The sequence below is a fragment of the Opitutaceae bacterium genome (assembly GCA_041395105.1).
Taxonomy (GTDB): Bacteria; Verrucomicrobiota; Verrucomicrobiia; order Opitutales; family Opitutaceae; genus B12-G4.
The window spans coordinates 1-16,818 of sequence record JAWLBB010000005.1 but is presented as its reverse complement, the minus strand read 5'-3'; the positions used below and the strand labels follow the sequence as shown (position 1 = coordinate 16,818).

General features: G+C 61.6%; 16 protein-coding genes. 13 read left to right on the top strand and 3 right to left on the bottom strand.

What is annotated here, in order from left to right; translation table 11 throughout:
• Position 1: 1 nt before the first annotated feature.
• Together R3F07_15235 and R3F07_15230 are read left to right on the top strand one after the other, a co-directional pair.
• Complete coding sequence (locus R3F07_15235) at positions 2-379, top strand: hypothetical protein (protein ID MEZ5277733.1); 378 nt, start codon at positions 2-4, stop codon at positions 377-379.
• A 185-nt stretch (positions 380-564) separates the two neighbouring features.
• Complete coding sequence (locus R3F07_15230; protein ID MEZ5277732.1) at positions 565-2,040, top strand: sigma-54 dependent transcriptional regulator; 1,476 nt, start codon at positions 565-567, stop codon at positions 2,038-2,040.
• Here R3F07_15230 and R3F07_15225 read toward each other — a convergent pair.
• From R3F07_15225 to R3F07_15215, 3 genes are all read right to left on the bottom strand, one after another.
• Entirely contained in the window at positions 2,004-4,034 is a 2,031-nt protein-coding gene (locus R3F07_15225; protein ID MEZ5277731.1) for a PAS domain S-box protein, read from the bottom strand. The two genes, R3F07_15230 and R3F07_15225, sit on opposite strands and share 37 nt — an antisense overlap.
• Positions 4,035-4,071: 37 nt before the next feature.
• Entirely contained in the window at positions 4,072-4,713 is a 642-nt protein-coding gene (locus R3F07_15220; protein ID MEZ5277730.1) for a response regulator transcription factor, read from the bottom strand.
• A gap of 238 nt (positions 4,714-4,951) precedes the next feature.
• A complete protein-coding gene (locus R3F07_15215; protein ID MEZ5277729.1) occupies positions 4,952-5,629 on the bottom strand; it encodes a YceH family protein in 678 nt (225 codons plus the stop codon).
• A 124-nt stretch (positions 5,630-5,753) separates the two neighbouring features.
• Between R3F07_15215 and gspG the strand changes: the two genes are divergently transcribed.
• The 11 genes from gspG to R3F07_15160 all read left to right on the top strand — a co-directional run.
• Entirely contained in the window at positions 5,754-6,188 is a 435-nt protein-coding gene (gspG, locus tag R3F07_15210; protein MEZ5277728.1) for a type II secretion system major pseudopilin GspG, read from the top strand.
• A 43-nt stretch (positions 6,189-6,231) separates the two neighbouring features.
• The gene (locus tag R3F07_15205; GenBank protein ID MEZ5277727.1) at positions 6,232-6,714 is read left to right on the top strand and encodes a hypothetical protein; all 483 of its coding nucleotides are present in this window, start codon (positions 6,232-6,234) and stop codon (positions 6,712-6,714) included.
• Positions 6,704-7,243 (top strand): prepilin-type N-terminal cleavage/methylation domain-containing protein, encoded by a 540-nt coding sequence (locus R3F07_15200; protein ID MEZ5277726.1) that lies wholly within the window; start codon positions 6,704-6,706, stop codon positions 7,241-7,243. Before R3F07_15205 ends, R3F07_15200 begins: the two co-directional genes overlap by 11 nt.
• The gene (locus R3F07_15195; protein ID MEZ5277725.1) at positions 7,240-8,067 is read left to right on the top strand and encodes a prepilin-type N-terminal cleavage/methylation domain-containing protein; all 828 of its coding nucleotides are present in this window, start codon (positions 7,240-7,242) and stop codon (positions 8,065-8,067) included. The genes R3F07_15200 and R3F07_15195 overlap by 4 nt, the downstream gene beginning before the upstream one ends.
• 379 nt (positions 8,068-8,446) lie before the next feature.
• Positions 8,447-9,514, top strand: coding sequence for a type II secretion system protein GspK (locus R3F07_15190; GenBank protein MEZ5277724.1), 1,068 nt, complete (start codon positions 8,447-8,449; stop codon positions 9,512-9,514).
• On the top strand, positions 9,514-11,004 hold the full coding sequence (locus R3F07_15185; GenBank protein MEZ5277723.1) for a hypothetical protein: 1,491 nt from the start codon (positions 9,514-9,516) through the stop codon (positions 11,002-11,004). Before R3F07_15190 ends, R3F07_15185 begins: the two co-directional genes overlap by 1 nt.
• The gene (locus R3F07_15180) at positions 11,001-11,549 is read left to right on the top strand and encodes a hypothetical protein (GenBank protein ID MEZ5277722.1); all 549 of its coding nucleotides are present in this window, start codon (positions 11,001-11,003) and stop codon (positions 11,547-11,549) included. Before R3F07_15185 ends, R3F07_15180 begins: the two co-directional genes overlap by 4 nt.
• Positions 11,550-11,577: 28 nt before the next feature.
• Complete coding sequence (locus R3F07_15175) at positions 11,578-13,791, top strand: secretin N-terminal domain-containing protein (protein ID MEZ5277721.1); 2,214 nt, start codon at positions 11,578-11,580, stop codon at positions 13,789-13,791.
• A gap of 20 nt (positions 13,792-13,811) precedes the next feature.
• On the top strand, positions 13,812-14,441 hold the full coding sequence (locus tag R3F07_15170) for a hypothetical protein (protein MEZ5277720.1): 630 nt from the start codon (positions 13,812-13,814) through the stop codon (positions 14,439-14,441).
• A gap of 32 nt (positions 14,442-14,473) precedes the next feature.
• Positions 14,474-16,198, top strand: a complete 1,725-nt coding sequence (locus R3F07_15165) for a GspE/PulE family protein (protein ID MEZ5277719.1) — start codon at positions 14,474-14,476, stop codon at positions 16,196-16,198.
• Between the two features lie 290 nt (positions 16,199-16,488).
• The coding region (locus R3F07_15160) for a hypothetical protein (GenBank protein ID MEZ5277718.1) at positions 16,489-16,818 on the top strand (330 nt) is incomplete at its 3' end.

Below are 16,818 nucleotides of genomic sequence, written 5' to 3'. Positions count from 1 at the left end.
GATGGACCGGGCACTTCAGTTCTACCGTCTGCTGCAGGCCTATGAGGAGTTGACCCGCCTCGAGACCTTTGCCTTGAAGGAAAACAATCTGGCCTACCTTACACGACTCCAGGCGCGCAAGCGCCCGTTGGCGGCAAAGCTGGCGCCGATGCGTCGAGAGGCGGACTTCCCGGAGTCGGAATCCAGGCGTGTCGACGGGCGCCTCCGGGCTCTGCAGACCACCGAGAAGGCCAACCTCGAGGTTCTCGAGCTGGCCATGAAATCGGTTTCCGAATCACTGGCCGACCTCGGCCGGACGCATTCCCGGTGCAGCCGACTGCACCGGACCTATGGCAGGGCGGTCCCCGCTGGGGTGGGCACCCTGGCCGGTCAGGCCTGAAGACCCCTTGGGACGAAGCGGTGCCGTCGGCCCATCACCCGACGCTGGAATCCGGCCCTTCAGGTTTTTCTTGGAATGCGGTCGGTCGGTCCGTAGCTTGACCTTTTTGGCGGGCCGTTCCCTTCTGCTTGATTCCGGCCAGTCACCCTGGAAGCGAAAACCCGATAATGTCCGAATAATCCCCTATGGCGTTGGAACGAATTCTGGTGCTGGACGACGAGATGGTCATCCGCAAGGCACTCGAAGAGCAACTCAGGCGCCGGCGCTACAGCGTGGTCGGGGTGGCCACCCTGGCTGAAGCGACCCGCCAATTGGAGAAGGACGACTTCGATCTCGTCTTTCTCGACGTCCGCCTGCCCGACGGTGACGGCACCGAGTTGCTGGAGCGCCTGGCGGCCTCCCCGGCCAGCCCCCTGGTCGTCATGATCACGGGCCACGGGACGATCGAGTCAGCCGTCAACTGCATGCGGGCGGGGGCGTTTGACTACGTGATCAAGCCTTTCTCCATCAACCAGATCGACGTCATTCTGAAGAAGGCGGAATCCTTCAGCCAGTTGGTCAAGGTCAACCAGTTTCTCAATCAGGAAAGCGTCAATGCGACCGAACTGATCGGTGACGGGCCCGGCATGGAATTGCTTCGACGGATGATCCGGCGCGTGGCGCCGACCGAGGCCACCGTCCTGATTTCGGGAGAAAACGGAACGGGCAAGGAGTTGGTCGCCAATGAGATTTTCCGGGCGGGCACCCGCTCGCGTCAGCCCTTCATCCGGGTCAATTGCGCCGCGATCAGCGAATCGCTGATCGAGAGTGAATTCTTCGGGCATGAGAAGGGATCCTTTACCGGCGCGCTCCAGCGGCGGGAGGGGCGCTTTGAGCTGGCCAACCACGGGACCATCCTGCTCGACGAAATCAGTGAGATCTCCCTCAAGGTCCAGGCCAAGCTCCTGCGCGTGCTCCAGGAGAGGGAATTCGAACGGGTGGGGGGCAACAAGACAATCAAGGTGGATGTCCGGGTTCTGGCGACGACCAATCGGGAACTGCGCAGTTGCGTCGACCGGGGTGAATTCCGCGAGGATCTCTATTACCGACTCAATGTGTTTCCCATTGTCGTGCCACCGCTCCGCGATCGCCGGGAAGACATCGCCAGCCTGGCGGGCACTTTTCTGGAGCGCTGTTCCCGGCGGCACGGCATCCGGGTCAAGGGCATCCACGAGCAGGCCCTCAAGGCGCTGCAGGCCCATGATTGGCCGGGCAATGTGCGTGAACTCCAGAACACGATCGAGCGGGCTGTCATCCTGACCGAACCCGGCCGTTTGCTGGATCTTTCAGCCCTCGGCGCGCTTGTTCCCGCGGGGAGGGGAGGGCTGGCCGCCGCGCCTGCGCCGGTTCAGGCTGCGCCGGCGGAGAGGATGACGGCCGCGCCGCCGCCGCAATCGGTTGTTCCGGAGGTCTTCAGCGGTTTTCCCCCGGCCCCGGTGGTGAATGAAACGGAGCCGATCCTGCCGCTCGAGGAAATCGAGAAGCGGCATATCCTCAACGTGCTTGGTCAGACCGGGGGCAACCGGACCCAGGCGGCGAATATGCTCGGAGTCAGCATCCGCACCCTGCGCAACAAACTGAACGCCTACCGCAAGGACGGGGTGGTCATCGAGGGGGATTGATCCCGGGCAAAGCGGGCGAGGGTGTTTCGTATTGTATTTACGGATACGGGCTTGCTCAGGACGAGATCGATGTTTTCGGGCTGCTCGCCGGTCTGGAGGATGATGTCCCCGAAGCCGGTCAGCAGGACGACGGGCAGGTCCGGCCGGAATTCCTTGACCGCCCTGGCGAGCTGGTCGCCGGTCATGCCGGGCATGGCCCGGTCGGTGATGACAAGATCGAAGTCCTCCTTGTAGAGGCATTCGAGCGCCTTGCTCGGGTCGACATGGCAGGAGGCGCGGTGGCCCATGTTCATGAGGTGTTCGGAGACGGCTTCGAGCAGGAGGCTTTCGTCGTCGATGAGCAGAATGTCCATGGCGTCGGCCTTGGCTTGGTTCTGGGTATCCTTGGATTGGATATGCAGCTGGCGGCAGACCGGGAGCTCGAGGGAGATGCGGGTTCCCCGTCCGGGAGCCGAGTCAACCTCCATTCTTCCCCGATGGCGCTGGACGATGCCGAAGACGATGGCGAGACCGAGACCGGTGCCGGCCTGTCCCTTGGTGGTGAAGAAAGGCTCGAGGCATTGGCGTCGGGTCTCTTCGTCCATCCCCGAGCCGGTGTCCTCCACTTCCAGGGTCACCCAGTCATCGCGCTCGCGGCAGACCACGGTGATCCGGCCGTCGGACGGCATCGCGTCGACACTGTTGAGAATGAGATTGGTGATCGCCTGGCGCAGATCGGAACCGCTGCCCAGCACGCGGGAGACCGCATCGATGCGGGAGTCGACCTTGATCCGGAGGCCCCTGGCCTCGGCCTGGTTGCGCCAGTGATGGGCGGTCAGGTTGATGGCCTCCCGGGCCACTTCGGCCATGTCGACCGGGACGAGGTCTTCCTCGTCATCGCGTTTCCGGTAGAATTCCCTCATCCGACTCACCACGGCCGCACCTTCCTGGGCGGACTTGCGAATCTTCTCGAGGTAGCCACGGGCGCGGTCCTCATCCCGCAGGTATTCCGGCATGGTGATGAGGAGCTCGGAGAATCCGACGATGGGAGCAAGCAGGTTGTTGAAGTCGTGGGCGATGCCACTGGCCATCTGGCCGAGGGCGTGGAGGCGTTCCCGCTGGATGACGACTTCCTTGGTCTTCTTCAGATCGCGAAGGGCGTCGTTCAGGCTCTGATTGTTCTCCCGAAGAGCCTCGGTGACGAGTCTGCGTCCAGTGAAGTCTTCGAGGACGGCGATGAAGTGGGTGATCCGACCGCGGTTGTCGATGACCGGCGAGAGGATGAGCTGGTCCCAGAACTCCGATCCGTCCTTTCGGTAGTGGAGAATCTCCTCGGTCAGGGACTCACCCCGGCTCATGGCGTTCTGGATGGTTTCCAGCGTGGCGGGATCGGACCGCGGACCGGTCAGAAAGTGGAAGGGTTTCCCCTTGGCCTCATTGCGGAGGTAGCCGGTGAGTCGTTCGAAACCGAGGTTCGCGTAGGCGATGGGCATGCCGGGTTGCCCGGCGTCGACCACGACGACACCCTGGCCGACCTGGTCGAGGATCAGAGTGGGATCGGGAAGGGCGTGTTTTGAGCAGCGATCGACGGTGATATCCGTCGCCAGGATATGGATGACTTCATGTTCCCGGTTGACGCCGGCCTTCAGGTTCATCCAGCGCACCGACCCGTCGCGGCAATTCAGACGGACGGCATTGTCGCGGGGTGGGTTTCCGGTCAGAAGCCTCTGGAATTCCTCCTGGCAGAATTCGGCGTCGTCTTCGTGAACAAAGCTGAGGAAATGTTCCCCGATCGCTTCGTCGTGTCCGACCCCGAGTTTGTCGCACCAGGTCTGGCTGACCGACCGGATACAGCCGGAGAAAGTGACCGAACAGAAAAGGGCCTGGGTCAGTTGAAGCAGTGCCTCGTGCTCGGTGGCGGTCGGGGCCGGGGAGGTCTCCGCGGCGATCTTCGGCGCCCGCTTGCTGGAACCGTTGACCCGAAGATCGGACTGGGCGGGGGTGGGGAAGGCCATGGGGGCGGAAACGGGAGAGAACCGGCCTCGTGGCGGATCAGGCGAATGATTCGACCAACTCGTGCTTGATGGCGTAACGTGTCAGGGCGGCGACGTTGTGCAGATTGAGCTTCCGCATGATGTTGGTCCGGTGGTTGTCGACCGTCCGGATGCTGAGTCCGAGGCGGGAGGCAATTTCGCGGGTGGAAAAGCTTTCGGCCACCAATTGGAGAATCTGTCTTTCCCGGTTGGAGAGGGTTCCTCCGGTCCGGCCGGCGTCGGGATTGCGGATCAGAGTCCGCATCGCGCTGGCCATTTTCGGGCCGATGAAAGTTCCGCCGGCCGTGATGATCTCCAGGCCCTTCCGGAATTCCTGGAAACCGTCCATCTTGTCGACGTAGCTCTGGGCTCCGGCCGACAGGAGTTCGCGGATGTTCGACGGGCTTCCCTTGCCGGAGAAGACCAGCACCTTGACCGAAGGGAGTTTTGCGGTGAGCTGTCGCAGCACCTCGATCCCGTTCAGCCCGGGCAGACCGACGTCGAGGACGACGATATCCGGCTTCAGTTCCAGGCAGCGATCCAGGCCTACCTGACCATCGCCGAACATATCTAGTATTTCGTAACCCGGGCTCATACGGATGAACTCCGCGAGCATTTCCCGAATTGCCGTTTGGTCCTCAATGACTACCACTGTTTTCATAGTGTCCACATCCTGTGTGAGCAGTGTAAACGGAACGTGGTCCGAATACTTAACCCAACGGAGTGACTTCGGCCGTGCTAACGATGGGTTTTACTTGATTTTGCGCAGTAGTACCAACCGAGGCCATGAGTAGGTCTGCTCAGGCAGGCGGGCCGTGATGTGGATGAAGACTCAAGAGTCAGGAATGGAGGCATATGATCAGGCGGACCTGAAGGGTTCCCGCCTTTTCATTCCCGGGTCATAAACCCAGAATCAGTTCCTTGAGCCGGGCCACTTCGGCGCGCAATTCGGCGCAGGTCTCCTCAAGCGAGCGGAGCCGTTCCTCGACTTCCGGGGGCAGCGTCAGGGTTACGGTCAGGGGCTGGGTCACCAGAGCCTCGGCGTTCGATCCTTCGGGTGTCTCCGAGATCAATTGGAGATAGCGTTGTTCTTTCTGACCGGGCTGCCGTTCGAGACGAGTGACGAGCGGATCCCCGGGTCCCTCCATCAACTGGGTCAGGACCGCGGTGACGGCGGCCGTGTCGGCAAAGGCATGCATGCGTTCGCAGTGGCCGCGCAGTTCTCCGGGTGTCTGGGGACCCCGGAGGATGAGTTCGCAGAGAACGACCCTTTCGGCCAGACCCACGGGAAAGACCTGGTCGAAGGAATGCTTGAATTTGGGGACGCGGGATTCGGCTCCGGAAAAGATGACGACGAGTTTCCGGCGCCGCAGGCTGTCGAGGGCATGTTCCACCTCGAGTTCATTCAGAGCCATGACCGGATCGCGGTTCGACTTCTGGTTGCAGGCGTTGACCGTGGCGTTGAGCGAGAGCGGGTAATTGTCCGGGGTGGTCTGTTCCTTTTCGATGAGGACGGCGAGAACGCGGGCCTCGACGACCGACAGCCTGGAGGCGACAGGAGGGGGCGATTCACTCATGAAAACATCCTCCGGGCCGCTCTTTCCGTGGCAATCACGAAACTTTTGGGCCGGAATGACGTCCTAAATACGTCGTCTCGCCTCGCTTGACCGTCGGAGGCGAACCCCGTATCCTCGTCTCATCATGGTTGAATCCCGGAAACCCTCCCGCCGAGCCGCCTTCACGCTTTTTGAAATCCTCATCGTCATTGCGCTGATCGCGCTCCTGGCGGGCGTGGCCATCACCAATGTCGGCAAGATCTTCGGCGGTGGCCAGGAGTCGATTGCGGAAATCTTCGTCAACGATGCGATGAAGGCGCCCCTGACCAGTTATCGCATCCACACCGGGTCCTATCCGACCACGAGCCAGGGGCTGCAGGCCCTGATCACTGCGCCGGATGGCGCGAGCGGCCGCTGGAAGGGTCCTTACATCGAGACCAAGGGCGGGGCGCTTCCGACCGACCCCTGGGGTTCTCCCTACCAATACCGATATCCGGGAACACGGAACCCGGATGGTTATGACCTCTTTTCTCTCGGGCCGGACAAACAGGAATCTGCCGACGATATTGGCAACTGGTGATGAACGGACCGGCCCCGATGGCCGGCGTTGGGGATTTTCTCTTGTGGAAATTCTTCTGGTGGTCGCCCTGATCGGGGTGATGGCCTCGGTCTTTGTCATCAATTTCGACACCCTGATTCGGCAGAATGAGGCGGATTCCCTCGAACAGGCCTTCTGGCAGGCATCGAGCGAAGCCCGCAACCGTGCCCTTTTTGAGCGCCGGCCCCAGGATCTGCGTTACGACCCCGAGGCGGTGGCCTACACCGTCGGAACGGGCGCAGGCGCGAAACGTTATGAGGTCGATACTTCCAGCTGGAAAGAGGACCTTGAGGCGGAGGTCCTCTTCAAGCAGAGTCTTTCGGACGACAGCTACCGCCTGGTAGCCGGGAAACTCGTGACGCAGCGGGAAATTCCGCTTGTCCGCTATTACCCGGACGGCACCTGCATGCCCTTTGTCCTCGAGATCAAGGCCGGGGACGACCTGCGGTCGATCGAGATTGATCCCTGGTCCGGAGCCGAGCTTCTCTCCGCCGACGATGAGCGCTGAAACCGGCAGGAACAGGGTGGCGCGGTCCGGGTCGGTCGATGACGGAGCCGGCTTTGCGAGGCCGCCGGGGGCGACCTTCCGGCGTTCCGGCTTCACTCTGATCGAGGTCCTGCTGGCACTCGCCCTCTTCTCGGTCTCGGTCGTGGTCTTGGCGTCGGCCTATATCAACGTGATCGTCGGTCTCGAGTCGGTTCGGGTCGATCGCGTCCTTGAGCAGGAGATGGCGTTTGTCCGATCGGCTGTCCTGACTGCTCCGGATCTGGAGACGCTCGAAGAGGGCGGCGAACTGCCGACCGGCGAGCTGGGGCTGGCCTATTGGGAAGCGGAGCTGGAGCCAACGGCGATTGCCGACCTCTTCGTTGTCCGTGTCTCGATCACGATTGAGGGCACCCGGGAAACGGAGGGCAAGACCCTCAACGAGCGTTTGATCGTTCTCCGACCCGGCTGGTCGGAGCCGGTCGATCGGGAGGAATTGCGGGCGGAGTCGAAGGAGCGCATCGCCGAGCTCAAACTGAACCGGCCGCTATGAGCGAGTTTCCCACCCGTCGACGGTCCAGCGGCTTATTTCCGGATTTTGGGATCCTCGGAGGCATTGATCCAGGGCCTATGATCCATACCTGTAGGAGAGGCTTTACGCCTCGATACGACGGTGGATCGAGGCGTAAAGCCTCTCCTACGGATTCTCCAGCGACTCGCAATCGGGCACGCCGGGCCCCAGCAGGTTTCACCCTGCTGGAGGTTCTCATGGCCATCACGATCGGGGCCATGTTGATGGTGGCGGCATCAACCTTTGTCTTTTCGATGGGTGAGCTTTGGGGAAGGGGGACGGACGAACGCCTTTTCGACCGCCACGTCCGTGGCGTCAGCCGGTTTCTTGATGGTTTGCTCCGGGATGCGGCGGCCAATTCCAGTGCCTCCGGCGGGACCGGCGCCATCTGGTGGGAGGAGCCGGCCGGGAATGAGTTCAACGGAGAGGAATTGCTGACTTTTGAAGTGCAGGAAAGCCCGGGGGTTCTCGTCTGGCCGGGGGAGGCCCTTCCGAACGTGGTCTGTTCCCTTCTCCTGGACCGCGACGGTCTGTTCCTGGTCTGGAAATCGCGGCTTGAGACGGATTATGGGGACGTGTCTCCGCGGCGAACCCGGATTTCACCCTTTGCCCGGGAAATCGAATACTACTATTATGACGAAGAATCGGATCCGCCGGTCTGGGAACAGTCGCCGGATCCGGAAACGGATTCCGACGGGAAACCGATGGTCCCGAGCCGCCTGCGGATCACCTTCACCTACGAGGAGGAGACACGGACGGTGAACCTGATCCTCCCCCGCGCCACCGCGAGTGTACCGCTTTATTGAGATGCGCCTGCGAATGACTTCGTTTACGGTATTGGATGATGTCAGGGACAGCGTGCTCCGCCATTGGCGAACCTGTAGGAGAGGCTTTACGCCTCGATCAACCGCTGAATCGAGGCATAAAGCCTCTCCTACCCAAGTCGGATCGAGGCGTGAAGCCTCTCCTACACGAGTCGGATCGAGGCGTGAAGCCTCTCCTACACGAGTCGGATCGAGGCATAAAGCCTCTCCTACCCAAGTCGGATCGAGGCATAAAGCCTCTCTTACACAAGTCGGATCGAGGCGTGAAGCCTCTCCTGCACCAGGTGGAAGGGGCCTGAGGAGTGCCTTTCCGACCGCTGGGAACTCCCGTCGGGGGTCGATCCTCCTGCTCATCCTGGTCATGGTCGTGGTCATGGGTTATGTGCTGACCCAGTTCATTGAGCGCGGTCTGTCGGAAATTGCCGGGGAGGGCTATTATGTGGAGCGCGACCGGCTTCGGCACGCAGCCTACGGCGCTCTTGAGACGACCCTGGCGGTCCTGGCCGACTTCAGGGAGATCGAAGGCGGCCTGCAGTCACCGGCCCAGGGATGGGGCGACCCGATCGGCTTTGCCGGGGTGGAGATCGGTAAAGGTCTGCAGGTCACGGTCTCCTTCGAGGATGAATCGGCCAAGCTTCCCCTGAACAGCCTCGATGAAGGCACCCTTTACCTGCTCTTTGACGAGATGGGCATCACCCCGGAGGACAGTCTTCTGTTGACCAACAGCCTGCTCGATTGGATCGACGAAGATGACGATACCCGGATCGAAGGGGCGGAATCCGACGAATACAGCTTCCGTGAGATCCCGCACCGGGCGGCCAACCGCCCGATCCGCAACCTTGACGAACTCGCGGTGATCGAGGGTTTCGACCTCTACTTCTTCGATGAGGATGGCCGGCCCAATGCGCTTTTTGATGCGTTTGCTCAAATGGTCTCGCCCTATGGGGGGAGTAGGCTCAACGCCAATGCGGCGAGTGCCATGACCCTGCGGGCCGCCGCCAGTGTCGGAGACGCCCAACTGGAAGCGATCGCGGATTACCTGGCGGGCGCGGATCGCAAGCCCGGTACCAGTGACGACCGCTACTTCGCCAGCACGGATGAGCTGCTCGAGGTGATCGTGGAGATGCCGGCCGGTCTGACCCTGGGAGTGGATATCTCGGTCCTCTCGATCCTCATCCAGGTCAAGGAAGGCGACTCGGTTTTTGAACTGAAAGCGGTTCTCTCACTTGACGGGAGTGGAATTCCGTCGGTTCAGACGGGAACTGGCCAAGCGGCTTCGTCAGCGCCCTTGAGTCAGGTGAGCCGCTCAACCGCCTCGACGACCGCCATCGAGTATCCTTTTGTTTTTCTTGAGCTGACCGAAGACGTATCTCACAACGAAATGGCGCATGTACCTCTGGAGGAAGAAGAGGAAACGCCCAAGACCTGATGCCGTCCATTCCCACCAATCTCGCCCGGTTGCTCAAGGCGACGCCGCCTGCGGTGTCCTTTGCGCCCGGCTCGGTGTTTTTTACGCGGCGCCTGACCTTGCCTGGGGAGGTCCAAGTATCTGAACTGGACGGGTTTGTTGAGTTGAGTCTCGAGGGTCTTTCCCCTTTTCCGACCGACCAGCTCTTCTACGGGTATGTGGCCGCCGAGGGTGGGGGGGCAGTCTTTGTCTACGCCGCCTACCGGAGACGTTTTCCGGCCGAGGTCACCCGTGACTGGCCGGGACAGTCCTTTGTCCTTCCTGATTTTCTTCCACTCCTGCGCCGTTCCCACGATCAGGATACGACGGTCTTTCTGGAAACGGCGGACGACACCTCGGTCCTGGCTTTCCGGGCCGGAGAGTCGCTTCCTGAAGCGGTCCTCTCGCGGCCCCTTCCGGATACCGCCGATCCGGCCGCCCGGACGGCACGGCGTGAGGCGTTGAGGGAAGCGGCCGGTCGCCGCGGCCTCCTGTTCGATCATCAGGTCTGTTTTTCAGGGCGCTGGGTTGTCCAGGAGAATACCTCTGGTCTGACCTTTCAAATGGCTTCAGCGCAGAATGGCACTGAGTCAGGGGGCGTTCATCACGGATCAGGAGATGTTGACGCGGCAGTCTCTTGCCGCGAATCCACGTCGGAACGCCCCAAGAGACTGGGGCGGCTACACCAGACAAACGAGCGAGTAGAAATTCCCGAGTCTGAGCCGGAAGATCGGCCTGACTCAGTGCCGTTCGAATTTGCGCAGACGACACCGACCGAAACTCAAGCGCAGTCTGAAGCCTCGGGCGAGCCGGTGTCGGGAATCGAGACGGAAGTGGAGTCGGACGATGTGAAGGCCTCCGTGTTGTCGGACTCGCCTCCACCCCGGCCGGATTACGTCGAGACCGTGTCCTTCAGCGATCTCTGGGCGATGGACATCCGCGATCCGGAGTTCCTTGCCGGCCGCAAGCAGGCGGTCCGGATCGACACCTTCATGTGGCGCGGCGTGCTTGGGGTGGCCGTTCTGTTGGTCATCCTGCTCGCCGGGGAGTTCCTGCTCGTCGGTGGAAAGATTTCGCTGGGCATCATCGCGAACCTGACGACCCGGCGCCAGGGTGAGGTGGAACGGATCGAGGAGCGTCAGAAGATCGTCGAACGACTGGCCGAGTTTGATCGCAGCAACCTCATTCCCTTCGAGATGCTCAGGGCCATCAATACGGCTCGTCCCCGGACGGTTTATTTCACGCGGGCGGCGACCGAAGGGTTGAGCAGCCTGATCATCGACGCGGCGACCAAGAATGTGGCCGACGTCAACCAGTACGAAGCCGCCTTGCGGGCCACCCCCGAGGTGCTCGAAGTCGAAGTCCGCAACCTGAAGCCCCGCGATGACGGGACCACCTTCACCCTGGTGGTGACTTTCCGTCCGGGGGCCTTTGAAAACGCCGCGGGAGGGGTCAAGACCGCATCCCGATGAAGGAATTCCTGAAAAACTTCAGTCTTCGTCCGGCCTTCATGGCCCGCTCCCGTCGGGAGAAGGTGCTCGCCGTTCTTTTCCTCCTCGTGATGGCGGCCATCTGGTTTTCCAGTTTCTCCGGCCGGGTCAAGGCGGTCAGGGAGGAGAGCCGGACCCTCTTTGCCAACAAGGAAGTGCAGGATGCATGGTTGAAGGACCGGAAGACGATCGACAGCAATTACCAGGCTTCGCTCTCCCGCCTGAACGAAGCCAAGCTGCCCACCCGCAACGAATTCGCCGGGCAGATCGACACCATGCTGCGCAAGTACCAATTCGGGTTCCGGGTGGACCCGCCCCAGACCAAGGCCCGGAACACCATCTCCGAACACACGGTCACCGTATCGATCGAAAAGGCCAATCTGGCGCCGTTGATCGAGTTTACCCGGGAGATCAAGGAACAATTTCCCTACGTCGGTCTCGAACAACTGACCCTCATTCCCGATCGCCGCAATCCCGCGCTGATTGATGCCCGCCTCCGCCTGGTGGCGATCGAATTCAATCGGTGATCCGACTTAACCGTATTCTTTTTTGACCATGTCCTCAATAATCCGCAGAATCCGCTGGTGGTTCCTGGCCTCGGGACTCCTCCTCGCGACCGTGGCCACCGCCCAGGATGCCACCACCCCGGTGGGGATCGAGCCGGCCGGCGACCCCAATGATGTGATCGAGTTCTCCCTGCGCGATGAGACCCTCGCCCAGGTGCTTTACCTCCTCGAGCAGCTGACCGGCCGCTCGGTCATCCGCCCCCAGGCCCTGCCTTCGCCCACCTTCACCTTCAACAGCCTGCAGCCCCTGACCCGCGAGGAGGCCATCCTTGCGATCGAGAGTCTGCTCAGCATCAACGGAATCGGCGTCGCCCCCCTCGGGGACAAGTTCATCAAGGTGGTGCCCATCTCAACCATCCGGACCGAAGCGCCCGAACTGGTGGTCCGTTCCTTGATCGGAGACCCACCGAGCGGCAAGGTCGTCAGCAAACTCTTCCGCCTGACCTACCTGGACTCGGCCACTTTCCAGACCCAGATCCAGCCGTTCCTCAGTCCGGGTTTCGGGACGATCATTCCGTTCCAGAATTCCAACGCCGTCATCGTGACCGACACGATCAGCAACCTGCAGCGGCTCGAGTATGTGGTCAGCGAAGTCGACCGCCCGTCCCGGTTGAACATTGAAACCAAGTTCTACACCCTTCAATACGCCACGGCCAGCGAGGTCGGCGGGCAGATCAATTCGCTCATCGAATCGGCCCGCAGCGGGTTCGGCACCCAGAAGACCACGCCCAACCGGGGGCAGGATCCCCAGGCGGCAGTCCAGCCGGTCGGACCCCCGGTTCCCGCGCCAACCGGTGAAGGCAGCGTTCCCATTGAGGTGGTCCTCGGCGGCAATACCTCGATCAACTGGGACGACCGGACCAATCAGCTGATCGTCATCACCGATCCCTCTAACCTGCCCTTTTTCGACAATATCATCGAAAAACTCGACATCGCAGCCGATCCCCCGACCCGTATCGAAGTCATCCCTCTCCAGCACGCGGACGCGACCGAGGTGGGTTCGCTGCTCAGTCAGCTTGTTTCCGGCGAAACCAAGCAGCAGGGCCTCGATGTGAGTACGAATACCGGGCAAGAACGGGCGACTCCCAGCCGCCCGACTTTTGGTTCGGGTGACTCTACTGCGGGTGGTCGGCAGCCTGGGACTCAGAATGCTTCGGCCCGAGCCGCTGTGCTTGATGCGGTGGCCACAACTTTGGAAGGTCGCGAAAGTCAGTTCAGCGAATTTATGACGATAGTGGCTGACGAGCGCAGCAACGCGCTCATTGTTTCAGGAACGAACAACGACCTCGACCTAATTGTGGCGATTATCAAGCAGATCGACATCGTGCTGGCTCAGGTTCGGATTGAAGTAATAATCGCACAAGTCCGCCTGGAGGAGAACAATGATCGCGGGATCGATCAGTTCAACCTGACCTATGACACGGCTTTGGGGCGGGTGACTTCGTTTGGCGTGGATGTGCCGACAATCAAGATTGCCGGCGACCTGATCACCGGAGAGGGTGCCACAGGAGACGACTATATCCTCGATACTGTCTTCAAAGCAGCGAAACAGAACAACAATATCAAGCTGCTCTCGGCGCCCACCATTGTCACGACGCACAACAAGGAGGCGACCATTATCGTGGCCGAATCCAGACCGATCATTACCTCAAGCCAGACTAGCTTGAATATCGGCGATTCGACCCGTTCAACCTTTCAGTTTCAGGACATCGGTATAACCCTCAAGGTTAAGCCACTGATTGGTCCGAACGATGTCATTCAGATGGAGATTGACCAGACCGTCGATGACATCATTGGGAATGTCACGATCGACAGCAACGAGCAGCCCGTAATCGGCCGCCGCCAGGCGACCTCATTTGTCAGCGTGCGAAGCTCCGAGATGATCGTTCTTGGCGGTCTGCGTGGTCAGACAATTGAGCGCAACAAGTCTCGCATGTTTCCCTTTGGTTATGTGCCGGGAATTGCTCCGCTATTTACTCGCTATACGGATAAGGACATCGACCAGGAACTGGTCGTTTTTATCCGTCCAGTGGTCATTCGCAACACGGACGATGCTTTTGTCGACGCTACAAAGCGTTTGAACCAGACAAAAGACGCAGAGTCGGTTCGAGCGTTTATGGAGAACGAGCCGGAGGAATCCAACGAAGAGAATGAGTCCTCGAAGGATTCCACCAAACCCACATCGCACTTTCACAAAAAGTAATTCTGGTTTATCATCCGGTCATGAAGGCGATCTGTTGGAGGTTGTTCGGTGGTTTTCCCGGGTGGGTGGTGGCTCTGGCCGCCGTCGCCTCGGCCTCCGGCCAGGACCTGCAGGAGGATTCGCCTTTCCTGCCGGCGGATTACCAGCAGGAGCCCGCCGCCCCGCCGCCCCCCCCTCAGGCCAGTCCGCTGGACAAGCTCGAGCTCAGGAGCGTCAGTGTCCTGGCCGGGGTTCAGCACTTCAGCCTTTACGACACCTCCACTTCGAAGGGCTTCTGGATCAAGCTGAACGAGACGATTCAGGGCGTTTCCGTCTCCGATTACAACAAGTCGGAAGGCAGCGTGCTTGTCCGTAGCGGTGGATTCTCCAAGCGTCTGAAGCTCAAGGAAGCAAAGATCATCGCCCTGACTGTGCCGCCCCCCAGTGTGCAACCCTCCGTTGGCGGGGGGCCGGCAGTCACTGCCGCAGCGGGAGCCCCGAACATGACGACCGGGACCGCGGTCAACACCGGGGCGCCCCCGGCCGCCATCAACAATCTTTCGGACGACGAAGTCCGGGCACGTATGCAGAAAGTGGCGGAGGAGATCCGCCGCCGCCGGGCCATGCGCCGTGAGATGGCCGAACAGGCCGCCGGCCAGCCCAAGCAGTGAGACGATCGGAGTCCGTCCCCCCATTCACTTCAATGACTCTCTTTGCCGAACCGGAAATCCTGCCGACCCTCTCGCGGCTCACCGACGAGCAGCGGGCCGCCCTGGCGGCCCTTTCGAGGGCTCAGCGGGCCGAGGCTCTCGCCGGTTTCCTTGAACTGCCTCTCGACCAGGTCACGGCCCGGCTGGCGGAGGAGAGCGGCCTGCCCATCGCCTCCCACGAGCACTTCGACCTGGCACGGCTTGAAGGCCTGCCCATCCGCCTGATCAACGAATTCCATTGCGTGCCGGTGCGCTTCGAAACGGACGCAGCGCCGGCAACCGGCGGGGAGTCCGCCGACAACCCGGAGGCCCCCCTGCGGCTGGCCACCGGCTGGCCGCCCGACCCGACCATGAGTGAGTGGGTCTTCGCGGCCTGCGGCCGGGAACCGGAATGGTGGCTGGCGCCGGCCGATCGTATCGGGAAGTTCATTACAGCCAATCTCGGCGTCGGCGCGGAGAGCCTGGAAGAATCGCTCGAAGAGCTGGGCGACGAGGCCGCGGCGGCCGACGAGGAGGAGGACGAGACGGCCGCCGTCATCCGCTTTGTCAACCAGGTCATCTCCCAGGCGATCGAGGACGGGGCGACGGACATTCATTTCGAGCCCCAGGAAGAGTCGCTTCGCATCCGCTACCGGATCGACGGGTTGCTTGTCACCGTGCCGGTGCCGGAGAACCTCCGCCGGTTTCAGGACGCCATCACTTCGCGCCTGAAGATCATGGCGAAGCTCAATATCTCCGAGCGCCGCCTGCCCCAGGATGGCCGCATCAACTACCGGCTGGGGGGCAATACCCTCGACATCCGCCTCTCCACCATGCCCACCATGTATGGGGAGAGCGTCAGCCTGCGCCTGCTTAACAAGAAGAGCGAGCCGCTCACCCTCGAGCAACTCGGTTTCCCCGCTTCGGATCGCAAGATGATCGACGGGGCCCTGACCGTGCCGCACGGCATCATCCTGGTGACCGGCCCGACCGGATCGGGCAAGTCGACTTCGCTCAACGCCTTCATCCGGCAGATCAATTCGATCGACCTGCGGATCATCACGATCGAGGACCCGATCGAGTATGAAGTCCCCGGCGTCATCCAGATGCAGGTCCGGGAAGAGATCGGCTTCGGTTTCGGGGAAGCGCTCCGCCACATCCTCCGTCAGGATCCCAACGTCATCATGGTCGGGGAAATCCGCGACCGGGACACTGCGGACATTGCCATTCGCGCCTCGCTGACCGGTCACCTGGTTTTCTCTACCATCCACACCAACGACGCGCCCGGGGCGGTCACCCGCCTGATCGACATGGGGATCGAGCCGTTCCTGATTGCGTCCAGCGTGGAGATGGTCCTGGCCCAGCGTCTGGTCCGCCGGCTCTGCCCTTCCTGCAAGGAGATGCGTCCGGTCGATCCGGTCTCTCTCCGCGAAACCCTCCGGGTGCTGGAGATCGATCCGGCCGAGGCGGACACGGTCACCCACCTGCCGCATGCCGTCGGATGCGAGGCCTGTCGCAATCTCGGGTATCGGGGCCGGGTCGGTCTGTTTGAGATCCTGCGGCTCGATGAGCGTTTTCACGATCTGATCGTCCGGCGGGAATCCGCCCGGGCCATCCGCAAGCTCGGCCTTCAGGCCGGCATGCGCACCCTCGAGCAATCCGGCTGGATGCAGATCAAGGCCGGCCTGACCTCGCCGGATGAAGTCATCCGCATCATCTCGATGAAGGAGGGGGGATGATGGGCGTCGCCGCATCGCCTGTAGGAGAGGCTTTACGCCTCGAATCCGGACTCGATCTGAACAGCCTTGTAGCAACGCCGCTGCGTCGGCGTTCCCGTCGGTTGCTCAGGCACTTCGACACAGCGAAGTGGCTACAGCCTTCAAGCTGGGAATCCGGATTCATGCCATCGATAGGAGAGGCTCCATGCCTCGAATCGTCGTGGAATCGAGGGATAAACCCTCTCCTACAGGATGATTCCGGGCGGCACCCTGCAGGGCCGGACCTTGGTCCGTGCCGCAACTTCTGACCGATGGCCACCTTCGCTTATACCGCGCGCAATGCCAACGGTCAGGTGGTCAAGGGGCGCCTGGAGGCGCCCGACCGCAAACGGGCGGTTCAGCAACTGGGCGGCCTGAAGCTTCGGCCGGTCAGCCTGACCGAACGGGCGGAGAAGGTGCAGAGCCCTTCGGAGGGCAGGAGCGGGCTCGGCCGTCTCTTCGGCAAGAACGGGGCGACCCGGTCGGCCAGGGCGGGCTTTTCCCGCAAACAGATGCTGCCTTTCTTCCGGTCGCTCTCCGATCTGCTGGCCTGCGGCATTCAGGTGGGCGACGCCATCCGGCTGCTCGCCAAACGGTTGACC